General features: G+C 46.6%; 12 protein-coding genes. 5 read left to right on the forward strand and 7 right to left on the reverse strand.

Annotation, left to right across the window (positions count from 1 at the left end):
• Window positions 1-36: 36 nt before the first annotated feature.
• From ACUJFK_RS00255 to ompR, 3 genes are all read right to left on the reverse strand, one after another.
• Window positions 37-3,792, reverse strand: a complete 3,756-nt coding sequence (locus ACUJFK_RS00255; protein WP_445426746.1) for a S8 family serine peptidase — start codon at window positions 3,790-3,792, stop codon at window positions 37-39.
• A 291-nt stretch (window positions 3,793-4,083) separates the two neighbouring features.
• The gene (gene envZ, locus ACUJFK_RS00260; protein ID WP_445425713.1) at window positions 4,084-5,394 is read right to left on the reverse strand and encodes a two-component system sensor histidine kinase EnvZ; all 1,311 of its coding nucleotides are present in this window, start codon (window positions 5,392-5,394) and stop codon (window positions 4,084-4,086) included.
• Complete coding sequence (gene ompR / locus ACUJFK_RS00265) at window positions 5,394-6,116, reverse strand: osmolarity response regulator transcription factor OmpR (protein ID WP_226751324.1); 723 nt, start codon at window positions 6,114-6,116, stop codon at window positions 5,394-5,396. Before ompR ends, envZ begins: the two co-directional genes overlap by 1 nt.
• A 272-nt stretch (window positions 6,117-6,388) precedes the next feature.
• Between ompR and greB the strand changes: the two genes are divergently transcribed.
• Window positions 6,389-6,886 (forward strand): transcription elongation factor GreB, encoded by a 498-nt coding sequence (gene greB / locus ACUJFK_RS00270; protein WP_226751325.1) that lies wholly within the window; start codon window positions 6,389-6,391, stop codon window positions 6,884-6,886.
• Window positions 6,887-6,987: 101 nt separating this feature from the next.
• The gene (locus ACUJFK_RS00275) at window positions 6,988-9,291 is read left to right on the forward strand and encodes a Tex family protein (RefSeq protein WP_226751326.1); all 2,304 of its coding nucleotides are present in this window, start codon (window positions 6,988-6,990) and stop codon (window positions 9,289-9,291) included.
• Window positions 9,292-9,305: 14 nt separating this feature from the next.
• Here ACUJFK_RS00275 and ACUJFK_RS00280 read toward each other — a convergent pair whose 3' ends face one another.
• The 3 genes from ACUJFK_RS00280 to bioH all read right to left on the reverse strand — a co-directional run bounded on the left by ACUJFK_RS00280 (window position 9,306) and on the right by bioH (window position 11,345).
• A complete protein-coding gene (locus ACUJFK_RS00280; protein ID WP_226751327.1) occupies window positions 9,306-10,223 on the reverse strand; it encodes a putative metalloprotease CJM1_0395 family protein in 918 nt (305 codons plus the stop codon).
• 5 nt (window positions 10,224-10,228) lie between these two features.
• Complete coding sequence (locus ACUJFK_RS00285; protein WP_226751328.1) at window positions 10,229-10,525, reverse strand: hypothetical protein; 297 nt, start codon at window positions 10,523-10,525, stop codon at window positions 10,229-10,231.
• 64 nt (window positions 10,526-10,589) lie between these two features.
• Window positions 10,590-11,345 carry a pimeloyl-ACP methyl ester esterase BioH gene (bioH, locus tag ACUJFK_RS00290; RefSeq protein ID WP_445425714.1) on the reverse strand — a complete coding sequence of 252 codons (756 nt, stop codon included), beginning with the start codon at window positions 11,343-11,345 and terminating at the stop codon, window positions 10,590-10,592.
• A 41-nt stretch (window positions 11,346-11,386) separates the two neighbouring features.
• On the opposite strand from bioH, the gene ACUJFK_RS00295 reads away from it, so the two are divergent.
• A complete protein-coding gene (locus ACUJFK_RS00295) occupies window positions 11,387-12,139 on the forward strand; it encodes a ComF family protein (protein WP_445425715.1) in 753 nt (250 codons plus the stop codon).
• On the opposite strand, the gene ACUJFK_RS00300 is transcribed toward ACUJFK_RS00295, so the two are convergent.
• Window positions 12,094-14,649: a M14 family zinc carboxypeptidase gene (locus ACUJFK_RS00300; RefSeq protein ID WP_445425716.1), complete on the reverse strand. Its 2,556-nt coding sequence runs from the start codon at window positions 14,647-14,649 to the stop codon at window positions 12,094-12,096. The two genes, ACUJFK_RS00295 and ACUJFK_RS00300, sit on opposite strands and share 46 nt — an antisense overlap.
• A 456-nt stretch (window positions 14,650-15,105) precedes the next feature.
• Between ACUJFK_RS00300 and nfuA the strand changes: the two genes are divergently transcribed.
• Window positions 15,106-15,684 carry a Fe-S biogenesis protein NfuA gene (gene nfuA, locus ACUJFK_RS00305; RefSeq protein WP_226751332.1) on the forward strand — a complete coding sequence of 193 codons (579 nt, stop codon included), beginning with the start codon at window positions 15,106-15,108 and terminating at the stop codon, window positions 15,682-15,684.
• Between the two features lie 67 nt (window positions 15,685-15,751).
• A complete protein-coding gene (locus tag ACUJFK_RS00310) occupies window positions 15,752-16,765 on the forward strand; it encodes a polysaccharide deacetylase family protein (RefSeq protein WP_445425717.1) in 1,014 nt (337 codons plus the stop codon).
• The last annotated feature ends 11 nt before the right edge of the window (window positions 16,766-16,776 follow it).

A 16,776-nucleotide genomic window follows, 5' to 3' on the forward strand; every position in this document is an offset into this window, starting at 1 on the left:
AGTCGGAGGTTTTTTTAGTTTAAAGCGAACGCTTAATTACGCTTTTTTAGCAAAGCGGCGACGGATAAACAGCACTGGCACTAATAACAGGCCAAACAGTCCGAAAGCACCTGAGCTCTTATGCGTTACAGTAACACTGGCGTTAGCCGTAGCTTGTAAGCCTGCAGAGTCACGAGCGGTGATCACGATGCTATGTGTTTTCGCATCATCACGGCTCGGTGAACGCGTCAGAATTAACTGGCCATTTTGTACCGCAAACAATGAATTGTTTGTGGTTACCGAGCTGATCGTGGCACCCGATTCGTTTGCTTGCGCAGCAACAGAACCCACAACTGTACCAGCAGCAGTACCCGACGCTAAGGTTGCCATACTCACCGTGGCCGTCAAGGTCGGCATAGCATCTGCAACGTTAACCACATTTACTGTTACGCTAGCTGGGCTAGAGACACTACCTGAAGTATCCATTGCAGCAACTTCAAATTGTACTGACGTCAGACCCGCTTCATAATCCAATAAAGCTGCATTAGCGACAACGATGTCACCGTTGCTCTCTACTTTGATGACCGAAGAAGAACTGCCCAGAACAACAAACTCGGCTACGGCAGAGCGGAAATCACTTTCTGCATCAATGGTACCAATCACTGTACCTGTCGCTGTGTTTTCATTCACGGAGAAGGTTTGGTTTGCGGTAACGGTTGGCGCTGCCATTGGGGCTGAGTAATCGGCTACGGCAATCGCTTCTGCTGCAGCAGAAATCATCACAAAGCTACGATCATCACCCTCTGGACGCATCACATAAGCTGACTCGCCTGGTTGTAACATCGTTACAGTAGTGTCGTCATCTGCTGCTGTCGTTTCAGCACCCGTTGGAGCAGGTGCTGTTTCAGCGCTGCTTGATAAGGTTACCGCTGGTGATGGTGCAATAGTCATCGTAGTGGTCAGTGAATCAGCAATGTTCGTTGCTGTCAGTGAGTAAGAATCACTACTTGTTCTAACACGTGCATTCACTGTGCGACCTAAATCCATGGCAGATAAGCCAACAGACTCAAAACAAGCCTCAAGCGTCACTTGTTTACCACCAGCATAGTGGATTACATCACCAAATGGACCAGATAAAGTACCAAAGCGAGTATTAAACGATACAAACACACCAGGCGAAGCCGCATACGCCGCACCAAAACGTGTGATGAGTAAAGTATTCATTGTAAAGTCATAAGCACCATCGTTATTCACATCCAAATCAACTGAATAGTTGCCTTGTAATAAGTGATTAACGCCACCTTCTAAGTGAATCGTCGGGTATACTGCATAACCTGAACCACAGAAACCCGCCTCTGCAATATCCAAGGTTACTGCACGAATATCATGCTTAGGATTCAAGGCCGCGTTGACTGGCGAAGCTGCCACTAAGGTTGAAGCAAAAGGTTCAACATCAACAACACCGGTGTTAGTAATTTTTGTTGCCGCTTTACCACTGACTAATTCACCTTCTAAGCGAAGTTTAGCTGCGGCTTTCGGGATGATGTGATAAACCAAATGTAAGTCGTTCGCTGTGCTGGTTGCAGCATCGTTGAAAACAATAGCACCATCATATTCAGCAGTATCTAGCTGAGCTGCTGCCATCAACGGGCTGTAATACACGCCATTGCTTAATGTAAATGCCGGTAATTTAGCTGGGTCAATCGTCAAGGTCACATCAAAGTTAACAGTTTGACCTGCTGGCACAGTAATACTGGCTGGCATGTTCCAACTTAATGCACCCGTTTCAGCCTTGTCAGCATAACGCGCTTGAGTGCTTAACTGGTAGGTTTTTGCGTCAGAACTAAAGTTCTTAACCGTAACCGTTTTCGTCATTGAACTGACACTGTCCAGCGTCTGTAAGCCAAAAGATAATGCCGCTTGTTTGGTATCAAAAGCGGTATCATGTACCCAAGCAGCCACTGGCGAACTTACTGCCTTTTCCACATCCACTAAACCGGCACCAATCAGGCTGATCGGCGCTAATTTCGCGTCTGGATTAATGGCTTTTGGCGTTAAGTACACGTCCATATTGGCCGTATTCATTAACGTTGCTTTAATTTCAGAAGCATTACGCTCTGGCAGTAACTCACGAACTAAGGCCACACCACCTGCGGTGATTGGCGCAGAGAAAGAAGTACCATTCGCCCTTGACGTACCTGTTCCTGTGCCGGTTCGTGCCATTTCAATTTGTACGCCTGGCGCAGTAATTTCAGGTTTTAATAAACCATCCATCGATGGCCCACGTGATGTAAAGTCAGCTGTCGCACCCGCACCTGATTTAGCAACAGACGAGATAGAATAATCTACCATATCGCCAGCATCTAACTTGGCTTTCAGAGCATCGCCCACTTCTTTGGTAATCATAATCGTTGGTACTGTTACAGAGTCGTCTGTACCACCAGCAACAATCGGTGCTTCACCTGGGTTGCTGTTAGCAATGATCACAAACGCTGCTCCGCGATCTTGTGCTACTTTGGCTTTTACTACGAAGCCACAGGTACCACGCGACAGCAATACCGCTTTACCCGTTAAATCCACATCTTCAGCTAAAGGATCACAGGCAGTGTAACTTCCCGGGATTACCACTAAAGGTGTCGTGCTTGAATTAAAACTAAAATCAAAGGTTTTGTTAAAACCTGCTGCAACCATAACGACATCTTCACCATCAATCTCAGCACTTTCAAATACACCCACTGAGGTTGCTGGGTTGGTCATCGCGCCAACTGATAAAGCATTTGGTGTGGTACTTGGGCCACCAACGCGAAATGGAATATTGCCGTCATTACCGGCAGAAATCACCACGTTCACACCTAAATTCACTGCACGTTGAATTAAGAATTGCGTACCCGATGTTGTTTGAGTTGAACCAAACTGACCACCTAAAGACATGTTGATAATATCAACGCGGTCTTCTAAGTTACCATCACCATTGGGATCCATCGAAGCTTCTAAAGCACGAAGTTGTGCCACACCCGTACAGTTGACCGGTGCGGGCGCACACACTTTATAACCGTAAAAAGAAGTATCTGGGGCAATACCATTTACGGCGCTAGCTACCCAAGTACCATGGCCTTCGGCCGCAGGGTCAATTGGGTTTGGATCATTATTAATAAAATCAAAACCACCAATAACGCTGCCTTGTGGCCAAGCTGGAGCCGTGCTTTGTGCAGAGGCAGCAATAGCAGCGCTATAAGCCTCTGCTGTGCCAGGGCCGCCTAACAGGCTATGTGTATAGTCGATACCGGTATCTAAAATAGCCACTCGAGTATTCGCGCCCGTGGCTAAGCCAGCGTCGACAATTTGTTTCGCTTTGATGTAAGGCGCACTATCTGCGACATGCAATTCGCTGTCATAAATAGGCATAATATCAACCACGGCAGGATTCGCACGCAGTGCAACTAAAGCTTCTGGGCTAGCCTGCACAACGAGACCGGCTGCTAAGTTTTTAGTCGTTGCTAAAACTTGTGCATCTGCATCTAATACTGATAACTGCGCTGTGATGTCTTGTTGTAAAGTTTCAACTTGAGCGGTAATTTGCTGCGCAAGTTGCACATTATATTGTTGACCGCTTAATGCTTCGGTAGTGGCAGGGGCATTTAATAATACGTACCATGCGCTAGGCGTTTGAGCTTGCTCGTCAATAGAAGCTGACACAGCACCATAAACTTCATGTACGCTTTGGCCATTGGCCGCTTTTAATTGCTGAATACCGGCCTGCGCAGAGCCTGAGATCGCTATGCTGATGGCCGATGCCAGTAGGGCTTTTTTCATGTTCACCAAGGTGTTGCTCCTTAAAACTATTGTTTTTATATCATTATGCTGGCGTTTATTTATCGTTAAACGCTCTTATTAACCAGCGTTAACACCTTTCACTAGGTTTGTGATGGGCATCACCGCGAGAATGTTGTTTTTATAATTAAAGCCAAGTACGTTTTAACGGCTTCCTTACTGTTTTTACCACAGCTTCATACAAATGTAATGATGTTAGAGACAAAATAAGTGTAAAGAGATGTGTATATTTAAACTTTGCGTCAAGAATGGTTGACAAATGTTACAAAAAAACTAATGCGGTTTTTGCAAGGGGAAAAATACAGTTACGACTAAGCCCCCCTGCGCATGGTTACTTAATCGAACCTCGCCTGAGTGCGTATCAATAATTTTTTTGATAATGGCCAAGCCTAAGCCAGAGCCGCCACTGCCTCGCGCTTCATCACCTTGCACAAATGGCGTAAACATAGCCTGCATTTTATCTTCTGGGATACCTGGGCCGTGATCCCGGATTTCAAAGTAAACCAATTTCTTTTGGCGCTGATAGCCACTACTAATTTCAATAGCGCCGTCACTGTAGCGCAGTGCATTTTCCAATAAATTATTTAATAACCGTTTTATCGCAATGCGGCGCAGCCACAATAATGGCAAGTGCGGATCTAAACGTGTTATCAACTGCCGTTGCTGCACATATTCCGCTTGCACGGTTTCCAGCAGCAATTCATTTAACGCAACCTGTTGTAGCTCTTCTTGTTTGTGATGGCGCAAATAATCAATAAACTGATCGATTATGGCATTCATATCTTCAATATCGTTAATAATGCCCTCTCTGATCCAGCTATCTGGCTCACTCATCATCTCAGAAGCCAAACGGATCCGTGTAAGCGGTGTGCGCAAATCATGTGACACACCAGCCATCAATAGCGCACGGTCTTGTTCAAGCTGCTGGATCCCTTTTGCCATGTAATTGAACGCTTTGGTTACTGCTGTAATCTCCCTTGCACCGGTTTTTTCTGACAATGGTGGTGGAAATTCACCTCTACCAACTTGAATCGCTGCGTGCTGTAGCCCCTGTAAAGGCCGATTTAGATGACGTGCTAGCAACCAGCCACCAATAACACTGAGGACACCAATCATTAATAAATAAAAGGTTAATAACGGAAAGCTAGTTTCTTCTAAACCGGTGAGTGGTACGCGGACCCAATACTCGGGAGCAGTGCTTGAACGCACCCAAAATACAAAGTTTTCTGTTTGCGAAATACGAACTTCGGTATCAGTTTGTAACTCTTTCGACATCAGTTGTGAAAAATAACGATAATAACTGGCATTCGCTAAGCCTTGCTCTTGTGCTTCGGCTTCCGAGAACAGTTGAGCGCCGGTGATGCTTTCGACATGCTGACGCAATATCGCATTGGCTTCTGCCGACACATCCGTTTTTGGGATCAGTAAGTTAACTTGGCGAGCAATCAGATAGCTTATTTGTTGCGTGCTGGGTTTAATTACATAAAACGCCACCGAGAAATACGACACTAATTGATTGATCAGCAGCAAAAAACCAATTAAGAAAACCGTTTGGCCAAAGGCACTTTTCGGTAAAAACGGCATTAATTCAACCGACCATCGGGTACAAACACATAGCCTAAACCCCATACTGTTTGAATATAGCGAGGGTTAGTTGCATCATCTTCTAACATACGACGTAAGCGCGACACCTGCACATCGATACTGCGCTCCATCGCTGAATAATCACGACCACGCGCTTGATTCATCAATTTGTCTCGTGAGAGCGGCTCACGGGGATGATTCACCAACACTTTAAGCACCGCATATTCGCCGCTGGTTAACGGTAAAACGGTATCACCTTTAAACATTTCACGGGTAGCAAGGTTAAAACGAAAAGGACCGAAAGTGACAATGGTTTCTTCTTGGCTTGGCGCACCAGGCACGTCTTTGTTTTTACGGCGCAGCACTGCACGAATACGAGCCAGTAATTCACGGGGATTGAAAGGCTTCGGTAAATAATCATCTGCGCCCATTTCTAAGCCGATAATCCGATCAACCTCATCCCCTTTTGCCGTTAGCATAATAATGGCAATATCGTTTTCTTGTTGACGCAATTTACGGCAGATAGATAAACCATCTTCACCAGGTAACATCAGATCGAGCACCAGCAGGTGAAAATGCTCACGCTCCATTAAGCGCTGCATTTGCTCAAAATTTGCCACACTGCGTACCTGATAACCTTGCTCGACCAGATAACGCTCTAATAATGAGCGTAAACGTAAGTCATCATCCACTACTAGGATTTTTGTTGTCTCTGTGACCACTGCCTTGTCCTTTGTGCTGCATTTTCCTCACTATAAACGAAATCACTGGCTTTGCATCAAGCCTTAAGCACAAACAATGTTACAAAACTTTTCAAACGAACACGCCATCACTAAGACAAGGCAGCTCCTTTATTCTAAAAGAGCTGATGATGTAGCGCGGTAGGCCCCTAAAAGGCTTTACGCCAACAACGGCTTTGATTGATAATCAGCACTAGCAACTGGCAACATCGCCCAACACTTTATGCTTTTTTTAACAAGGCTTGTTACTTCTCGTGAAAAGAACCAGCAGTAAAACAACATTGATCACGCGCGCCGGATATCAGCAATTAAAAAACGAACATGATGAACTGTGGTTTAAAAAAAGGCCCGAAGTCACCCGTATTGTTAGCTGGGCTGCCAGCCTTGGGGATCGCTCAGAAAATGCGGATTATCAGTACAATAAACGTTTATTGCGACAGATCGATAGCCGTATCCGTTTTTTACGAAAGCGCTTAGATACGCTCAGTATTGTCGATTATTCGCCACAGCAAGAAGGTCGTGTTTTCTTTGGCGCATCGGTTGTAATTGAAGATGATGATGGTCAAACGTTATCCTTTCGGATTGTCGGCCCAGATGAAATTTATGGTCGCAACGATTACATTTCTATCGATGCTCCGATGGCCCGCGCCTTACTCAAAAAACAAGTTGATGATATGGCCACAGTGCAAACACCGACCGGACTAAAAGACTGGTATATCGTTGCTATCCATTACCCCGATGCAGCATTGTAAAATGTCACGCTATTATTTTCTCGTTAAGGCCTTAGCCTATACTCATTTAACTCACCAACGTCTGCCTCGTGGTTACTGCACAATGCAGACAGGAAGCTATTATGTCTATCATTGTTAAACAAATTGCCGCCGAAATTGCTGCTCGTCCAGAGCAAGTTGCCGCAGCCATCGCTTTATTAGATGAAGGAGCGACAGTGCCCTTTATTGCCCGTTACCGCAAAGAAGTGACAGGCGCTTTAGACGACACTCAACTTCGCACCTTAGATCAGCGTTTAACCTATTTGCGCGAGTTAGAAGAGCGTCGGCAAGTGATCTTAAAAACCATTGCTGAGCAAGGCAAATTAACCACTGCGCTAGAGCAGGCATTATTAGCCGCCGATAATAAAACCCGTTTAGAAGATTTATACCTGCCTTATAAAACCAAGCGCCGTACCAAAGGCCAATTAGCTATTGAAGCGGGGATCTTGCCGCTAGCGGAGGCATTATTAGCCAATGCGATGCTGCAACCTGAGCAAGCCGCCGCAGCGTATATCAATGCTGATGCCGGCTATACCGATGTGAAAGCGGTACTAGATGGGGCCAAATATATCTTAATGGAGCAATTTGCTGAAGATGCGGATTTGTTAGCTCGACTACGTGAATACCTTACTGCCAATGCGCAATTACAAAGCACAGTAGTTAACGGTAAAGAAGCGGAAGGCGCTAAATTTAGTGATTATTTTTCACATACCGAACCGCTGAAACATGTTCCTTCACACCGCGCCTTAGCGATGTTTCGTGGACGAAACGAAGGTATCTTACAATTACAATTGATCCCCGATGCTAACGCTGAGCAACCGCATGCTATCTGTGAGCAAATGGTGGCGAATCACTTTAAATTGCGCCAGCTTGATCGCCCTGCCGATGCGTTTTTACGCACAGTGGTGCAATGGACTTGGAAAGTGAAACTGCAACTTCACCTAGAAAATGACTTACTTAGCGAATTGCGTGAGCGCTCTGACGCCGAAGCCATCAAGGTGTTTGCGCGTAATCTAAAAGATCTGCTAATGGCCGCGCCTGCCGGTATGCGCCCTACACTCGCGCTCGATCCTGGCCTACGTACCGGCGTTAAAGTGACCGCCATTGATGAAACAGGCAAGGTGCTTAATCACACGACTATCTATCCTCATGCACCAACTAATCAATGGGACAAATCATTACAAGCGCTGATTGCCCTATCTAAACAGTATCAGATTGAATTAATTGCGGTGGGTAATGGTACCGCCTCACGAGAAACCGATAAACTGGCCGCTGAAGTGATAAAAGCCTTACCACAACAACGTATCAGCAAAGTCATGGTGTCGGAAGCCGGCGCTTCGGTTTATTCAGCATCTGAATTAGCGGCCTTAGAATTTCCCGATCTCGATGTCTCAATTCGTGGCGCAGTCTCAATCGGCCGTCGCTTACAAGATCCGCTTGCCGAACTGGTCAAAATTGAACCCAAGGCCATCGGTGTTGGCCAATATCAACATGATGTCAATCAGAGTTTATTAACCAAATCGCTCGATGCCGTAGTCGAGGATTGCGTAAACGCTGTTGGTGTTGATCTGAATACCGCTTCTGCCGCCTTGTTAGCCAGAGTGGCGGGCCTGAATAAAACTTTGGCACAAAATATTGTGCAATATCGCGATGAGCATGGTCGCTTCAACACACGTAAACAACTATTGAAAGTGCCACGCCTTGGCCCTAAAGCCTATGAACAAGCGGCTGGCTTTTTACGCATCAACAATGGCGAAAACCCGTTAGATGCCTCTGGTGTGCATCCTGAAGCCTATCCTTTAGTGGAAAAAATCTTAGCGGCACACCAAAAAAGCGTGGAGCAAATTATTGGCAATAGCAGCTTTTTACAGCAGCTTGATCCGGCTCGCTTTGTTGATGAACATTTTGGTTTATTGACCATCGCCGATTTAATCAAAGAGCTCGATAAACCAGGGCGCGACCCGCGGCCAGAATTTCAAATGGCGCATTTTAAAGAGGGCGTGGAAACCTTAGCGGATTTAAAAGTCGGCATGCGTTTAGAAGGCGTCGTAACTAACGTCACCAACTTTGGTGCCTTTGTCGATGTCGGTGTGCATCAAGATGGTTTAGTGCATATCTCAGCTTTAGCCGATAAATTTGTCAGTGACCCGCATCAGGTTGTTAAAGCTGGGGATATTGTGCAGGTTAAGGTGTTAGAAGTGGATGCGGCGCGCAAACGTATTGCTCTTACCATGAAATTAAACGAACCTACACAGCAGGCGACAACGGCAGCGAGTGGTCAAAAACCCGTAACCACTAAAACAGCCAAGGTAAAACCGCAACCCGAGAGCGCAAACGCGGCAATGGGACAGGCCTTTGCCGCCGCATTAGCGAAAACCAAAAAGTAGCGATGGGCTGAAACTTAGGCTTGTTGGCGCAGTGGCCGCTGTTGTGGCTCTGTCGCCAACTGGTAGAAGTTTTGAATCACTTTAGTACGTGTCTGCATCATGGAGTTTATTTCTAGGCGCTCACGCTGCGGTAATACAATACCGGCAACCGGTGCCGACTCTACTTGCTGAGGGGTGTCTGTTGCCGTCGCAGCATTCAACGAAGCAGTTGTTTCACTATTAGCTGTTGAACTGGCCGCAGCTTCAATCAGCTTTTCGGCATTTTGTGCTATTAATTCTGCCTGGGCCTGTTGCGCACGCTGACTCGCTGCCGCCGCAATACTGCGATCTGCCCCCGAAGGTTCAGCAGGCGCTAATGCCGCCGCTTTAACCTGCTGCATTTTACGAATAGTCTCTTGCGGATCACCTGGCACAGGACTGAGATCAATTTGCACTTCGCCACCGACAGCATAACGACGACCATCAGGGCCTTGTTGATAATCGTAACTGGGGCTACCGGCATAACGACCGCCAATGGTGGCATGCGCTTGCTCGTGTGCCCGCACTTCTTGATCGCGCGCTTGTAACTCACGCACTTCATTTTGCTCGGTTTGGGCTTGTTGTTCTGCCTGTTCAGCGGCTTGCCGCTCGGAAGATTTTTGCTCTGAAGCCTGTTGTTCAGAAGATTGCTGATCGGAAGACTGTTGCTGCCGCCCTTCTACCGCTTGTTGGGTTTCGGTTTCTTTACCATTACGGTCGTACAAAGTGACATTGCTGTTCGCATTGCCATTACGGGTGCGATCATCTGAATTTAATGCACGTTCAGCACTGCCCTTTTCAGTGTCACGAACAGGCTCCACCAACTCTCGACGCTGCATATCACGCCGCGCCTGTTCCGTTGCCGGATTCGCGGTGTTGATACTGACGTTAGGATAGGTGGATGTGATTTGCATAGAGTTTACACTCGAATATCGATGATACTACCGAGCATTTCATCTGCCGTACGCAAAGAACGAACGTTCGCTTGTGCCGCGACTTGTTGCTGCTCCATTTTAACTATGGATTGCGTTGTGTCTTGCACCGGCTCAGATGCTGTGGCAGCTGTTGCTTCACGATTGTTTTGTGCGGCAACATCTTGCTCTTGAATACGATTTTGCTGAGTTTGCCGATTGATATTAACGGTTTCTTCCGTAATCCCGGCACTCGCGCGCTGCAAACCTTGCATGCCTGCAGCATAAGCAGATTGTATTTGCATAGTGTGACTTCCGTAATGAGATCTATATTGATTAATTATTAACCATAAAGCCAGAAAAAGAAAGCTATTCCTTTGCCAACAACCCATTCTGTAGCCAACTGACAAACTCGTTAGGATGAGAAATAAAGGGCGCATGCGAGGCTTTGTTTAATACCGTGCAGTGCGCTTTTGGCAAAAGTGTTTGTAGTTCAGGCACTACCGCAACTGGCACCAATGAATCAAGCCGACCAAAGCAACCATACACCGGCTGGCTTAAGGTGCTAAACGTGTGCCTTAAATCTTGCTCTGTTAATAAACGTAAAGCCCCGTGTACGGCCTCGTCTGCAGGCAAAGGTGCGGCGGCAATCGCCTGTTTAAGCTGTTGAATATCAGCGCGGGCATGTTCTGATCCCATCGCCTGGATCGCCAGAAAACGCTGAATAGTCAGCGCAATATTCTGGGTCAGTGCTTGAGCAAATTGCTCGAGTACTGCCGCTTGCATACCAGGCCAGTTGGCGTTCGCCAGAAAACACGGTGAGGCGGCAACTAACCCTAATCGCGCAACCTTATTGGGATAACGTGCGGCAATGGCAATAGCCAATAGCCCCCCCAACGACCAACCGCATAGATAACTTTGTGCAGGGACCATCGCCGCCAGTTGCGTTACAACGTCGTCAAAAGCATAGCCGCTTGGGAAACGTTGATTCATGCCAAAACCGGGTAAATCTGGCGTAACGACCTGATAATCTTCTGCTAGGGTGGCTTTAACTTGCTGCCAGACACCGCTGTTCAATCCCCAACCGTGCAATAGCACCAAGGTTGGCTTAGCATTTTTACTCATTTCTGCCATGCTTATCCCATTTACACTAACCACTGATGACTATGCAGCTACTCGACACACTGCGCTGGCTATGGCAAAAACTTCTGCCGTCTCCCTGTTTGTGGTGCACCCTGCCAGTGCTCAACCATCAGCAATTGCTTTGCCCTGATTGCCAAGCTGCTTTACCGCAATTACCTTTTGCCCTCTGCCATTATAACCTGCTCTGGCTTCCGGCAGTCAGCAATGGTTTAACAGATTGCCAATTTGATCGCTTACTCAGTTTAACTTGGTATCAATTACCTTTTCAGCATTGGATCCGCCGTTGGAAATTTCATGCCGATGCTTATTCGGCCGCATTATTACAGCAGCAGTTTGTGCAACTACTGAAACACTATCAAGCTGCAGGCCATCCCTTGCCCGACGCGATTGTGTATGTGCCAATGACGCGTAAAAAAGAGCGGAAACGTGGCTTTAATCAAGCCAAAATACTGGCTGAGCTTGCCGCCAACAACTTGCAGTTGCCATTGTTGGATATTTTACAACGCAGCAAAGACAGCGCACATCAAGTGGGGTTAAATCGACAACAGCGCCAGCAGAATTTAAAAGGGGTGTTTCAAATAACATGTGCCGGCAAATTACCGGCACATGTAGCATTAATTGATGATGTTGTGACAACCGGCGCAACAGCCAATCAGCTGACGCGCCTGCTAAAACAGCATGGTGCTAGCCAAGTTAGCGTTTGGACGCTGGCGGTAACTCCCGCGTTTAACTACTCGTCATCCTCTTCATCTTCCGCGTTAGCGCTAAAACCATGACCTAAGTACAGTGCGTTGACGAGTAAACGGCTTGAACCTTGGAAATAGCCACGGAACACCGGGTTATCCGTCATACCAATGACCCGACCACGACCTAAATTATGCGCAACAAGAGCCGCACCTTCAGCTATGCGGGGTATGTATTCTGCTGCGGTGTAACCGGCTAAGTGGGGTTCAGCACTGTACTTAGCAACATTAACAAAGGGTGCTTTGCTTGGCTGTAACAACACATTAGAGTTTTTAAACAGCGGCATATCTTTACGATTGAGACCAAAGGTTAACGGATGTGATAAATCCAATTCAGCATTAAAAATAGCCCCAGCAATGCGACGTTTGCCGGCCAAAGCCTCTTTATCAGCATAGGTTAATTCATTAGCAGGGATCAGCTCGGCCATATCATCTGCAGTCCACACCGCAGCTTGTAGCAGTTTGGCTTGCGCTAACAGAGTGGCGCCACCTTTATGACCCCACAAAATACCGCCTTGCATGGTCCATTGCCGTAAACGATTAATGTCTGCCTCAGACCAGCTGCGATAGTTACCATCTGGCACAATAATATGGGTATAACGGTTTAAATTAACTCGTGATAAGCGATCAGGCTCAATCATACTGGGTGAAACACCGGCTAAACGCTCGAGGTTAAACCACACTTCACCGGCTTCTGTGGAATTGACACCTGGCCCTGCCACCACTAACACTTGCGGTAAAGTAACAGGCGTAAAATTACTACTACCCAGATCACTACCACGACTGTTTAGCCCTGTGGTGAGGGTATAGATGGGTAAATTAAAGCGCTCTTGTATTTTTTGTAAGCGGAAAAACCAATCTGCATGTGGCTGTAAACCCGCAGGGATAACCATGGCACCCGCTTTAAAGCCGCGATTACCTTTGGTGGTAGTCCCCGTAAAATCACCCAGCGCTGCACGCACCACTAAACCTTCAGCCAGCATCGCATGCAGCATTACTGGGGCTTGCTGATCCTGCCAATTTAATACGTAGGCATAACCTTCTGCTTCTGGCGTTTGTTGCGGTGCCCGAGGCTGCCATTGCCAAGGTTGTTCAGCTAAGGCACGGCCAGGCTCGCGGTTGACCTGAACAAAATCAATGTTATAAGCATAAGGCAGGGTCCAAGCCGACACATCATAAAACGTGTTGTCATTAAAGGACTTATCGGTACTAAAGGCCGCTTTTAATAACCGATACTGCGCCTGTTGTAATGGCACATAATAACTTTGACCGGCTTTAAACTGTTGTTGCTCATATTGCCAATCTTGCTCTAATGGATATACCGTGATCTGATGCTGTGCTAATAAACGCAATAAGTCCGTTAAACGACTTTGATCTTGCGATTCCGTTAAGATATAGCCTTTAGCGCGATCACTGCGGGCTTGCTGCGCGGCAGACTCGAAAAACGCTTGTTGATAGGTTAATAGCTGTTGCCGATTGGTTACAGCACCACGAATAGTTGATAACGAGGCATCAAACTGGTTTTTAATCGCATCAGCAAAAGCTAAGACACCATTAATCGACTCTTGGGCATGGCCACGGCTACTGGCTTGTTCAAATAAGATGCCGACACTGCCATTGATATCCGGATAGGTTGAGCCTTTACCGATATAAAAATCATCGAAGCTTTCTTGCGTGTAATACAGTGCGCCTCGTTGATTAAAGGCTTGCGCATGAAAACCCGCCATCATTTTAGTCAGCTCAAAGTTGCGCTCAGGTGTTAATGGGTAATTGCGTGACGGAATGCCGGGCTGGAAGAAAAACGTGCTGTTGGTACCCATTTCATGATAATCGCCAACAATATTCGGCTGCCATTTGTGAAATTGCACTAAACGCGCCTGACTTTCCGGATGTTGCAGTAATAACCAATCCCGATTTAAATCAAACCAATAATGATTCGGTCGGCCGTTCGGCCAGGGTTCAATATGCTCACGATGTTGTGGATCTGTCACCGCAACTTTGCCTCGATGCATATTCACCCAACTTGCAAAGCGGTCATTACCATCAGGGTTTAAACTGGGCTGAATTAAAATGATTGCCTGCTTTAACCACTGCTGTACTTCTGGATTAGTGCTTGCCGTTAAATAATGCGCTAAAACCAAGGCTGCGTTGGCGCCACTCGCTTCATTACCATGGATACTATAACCCAACCAAATGACCACTGGGCTATCTGCAGTAATGCGAGCATTGCCTTGCACCTGAGCTAAATGCTGCAAGCGAATTTGTTCTAAATTAGCTAAATTTTCAGGAGAAGAAACAACCAATTGTAGCAACGGCCGCTGCTCATGAGTTTTCCCGATAACTTCCAGTTGTGCTCTATCCGATTGAGCTGCGACCACTTCAAAATAACGTTGAATTTGATCATGTCGCGCATGCCAGTCACCCACTTTGAAACCTAACACCGCTTCAGGTGCGGACACGTCGTTAATGACTTTTTCGTTGAAGTAGTTGGCCTGTACCTGCCAAACTGCAAAAAACAAAATAATTGTAGCCAGTTTTTTCATTATATTCCCTCTAGAGTATTAGGGCTTGTTGACGTTTGCTGGTTGTTTTTTCAGCTGAGTGGCTGGTATTTATACAAGGCAGAGCTTGTGCCGTGTAGTTATTCTACATAAACAAGCGACCCGTTTGTCTGGAACAAACGGAAACAGCTCTGCTGGCCGAAAGCGAAATATAGGATATATTTCGTATAACGTAGTAGAAATGCCAGCCACACGCTGCCCGAAGGGTTCGTCTGGCGATGCTTTGCTCTTTGTCTCTCGTCGTTTATTTAGAATAACTAAACTGCACTTCTCGTTTCGCGAGCAAAACACCGCCAAACGAACAAAACCTAAACAACAAACGTCAACAAGCCCTGGCCAAGTTAGCCAGAAAGCAGCACAAAACTCAAGCAGGGCTGGCATCGCTGCAATAGGAAGAGTATCATAAGGCATAACCTAGTAATTTAGTCAGGTACTACTATGATTGCAATTTCAGAACAGGCTCAAACCCACTTTGCCAAGCTGTTAGAAAAACAACCTGCTGGCACCAACATTCGGGTGTTTGTGGTCAACCCTGGCACGGCTCAGGCGGAATGTGGCGTGTCTTATTGTCCACCCGATGCGGTTGAAGAAACCGATATCACGTTGAACTTTACCGGCTTTGACGCGGTGGTTGATGAAGAAAGTAAACCTTACTTAGTGGACGCAGAAATCGATTTTGTGACCGATCAGATGGGTTCACAGCTGACATTAAAAGCGCCGAATGCCAAAGTACGTAAGGTGAGTGACAACGCCCCTTTAATGGAACGCGTGCAATATGTCATCGATAGTGAAATCAATCCGCAATTAGCCAACCATGGTGGCCGTGTTAGCGTGATGGAATTAACACCCACTGGCGTGGCAATCTTACAATTTGGCGGTGGCTGTAATGGCTGCTCACAAGTCGACTTAACGTTAAAAGAAGGCATTGAAAAAGAGTTATTAGCACGTTTCGAAGGCGAGTTGTCTGGCGTAAAAGACATTACAGAGCACCAGCGCGGCGAACACTCTTATTACTAAGTGCGCTAGCAGCATTTTATTACCAACTATGCTATAACAGCCTCGATATCCTTATTGGGGCTTTTTTATGCGTGCGCTGATACTTCTGTTACTTTCGTTAATACTTTCTCCGGCTCAAGCGGCCGTAATGTTGATTTATCATCATGTTGCCAGCGACACGCCGCGTGTGAGCAGTGTTACCCCAGATGAACTTCGCGCCCATCTCAGTTATTTTCGCGATAACAACTTTCAAGTTATTGGCCTTGATGTGTTAATTCAACAATTAACCTCGGGACAACCGATTGCCGATAATGCCGTGGTAATCACCTTTGATGATAGTTATGAAAACAATTTCACCACGGCCCACCCTATTTTGCAGGAATTCGGCTACCCCTATACGCTTTTTATCAGCCCAGGCGCGATTGATCAGCGTATCGGGCCGGTGCTAACTTGGCCGCAAATCAAACAAATGTCAGAAGATGGCGTGTTAATCGCTAACCACGCCATGTGGCATGAGCATATGGCAACGCGCAATAAAGATGAAACAGAAGCGGCTTGGTTAGAGCGGATGAAACAAAGTATTCTGCAAGCAGAGCAGCGCATTCAAGAAGAAACGGGCCAACAGCATAAATGGTTAGCCTACCCTTATGGCGAATTTAATAATGCACTAGAAGATTTAGTGCAGCAATTGGGCTTTATCGGTATTGGTCAGCAATCGGGGGCTATTGGCCCTTTAACAAAATTAACGCGGATCCCGCGTTATCCTGCAGCGGGTCAGTATGCGGATCTCAAAGATCTCAGTCAAAAATTACGTACGCTGGCCTTTCCTATTACAGAGTATGTGATGGCCGATCAGCAAGTCAGTGCTAACCCGCCTTCACTGCGCTTATCCCTGCAAACAGAGGATTTTCGTCGGCAACAACTGCGCTGCTATGCAGGCAGTGAAGTGCTTGAGCCACTTTGGTTAGATGAAACTACCTTTGAAGTAAAAGCCAGTAAACCCCTGAATCGCGGTCGCAGTCGCTATAACTGCACTGCGCCATCGCTCAGTAAAAAAGGTTACTTTTATTGGTATTCGCAACCTTGGTTAAACGCAGGCTAAGCTCAATAACG

It is taken from the genome of Alishewanella sp. HL-SH06 (genome assembly GCF_052656265.1).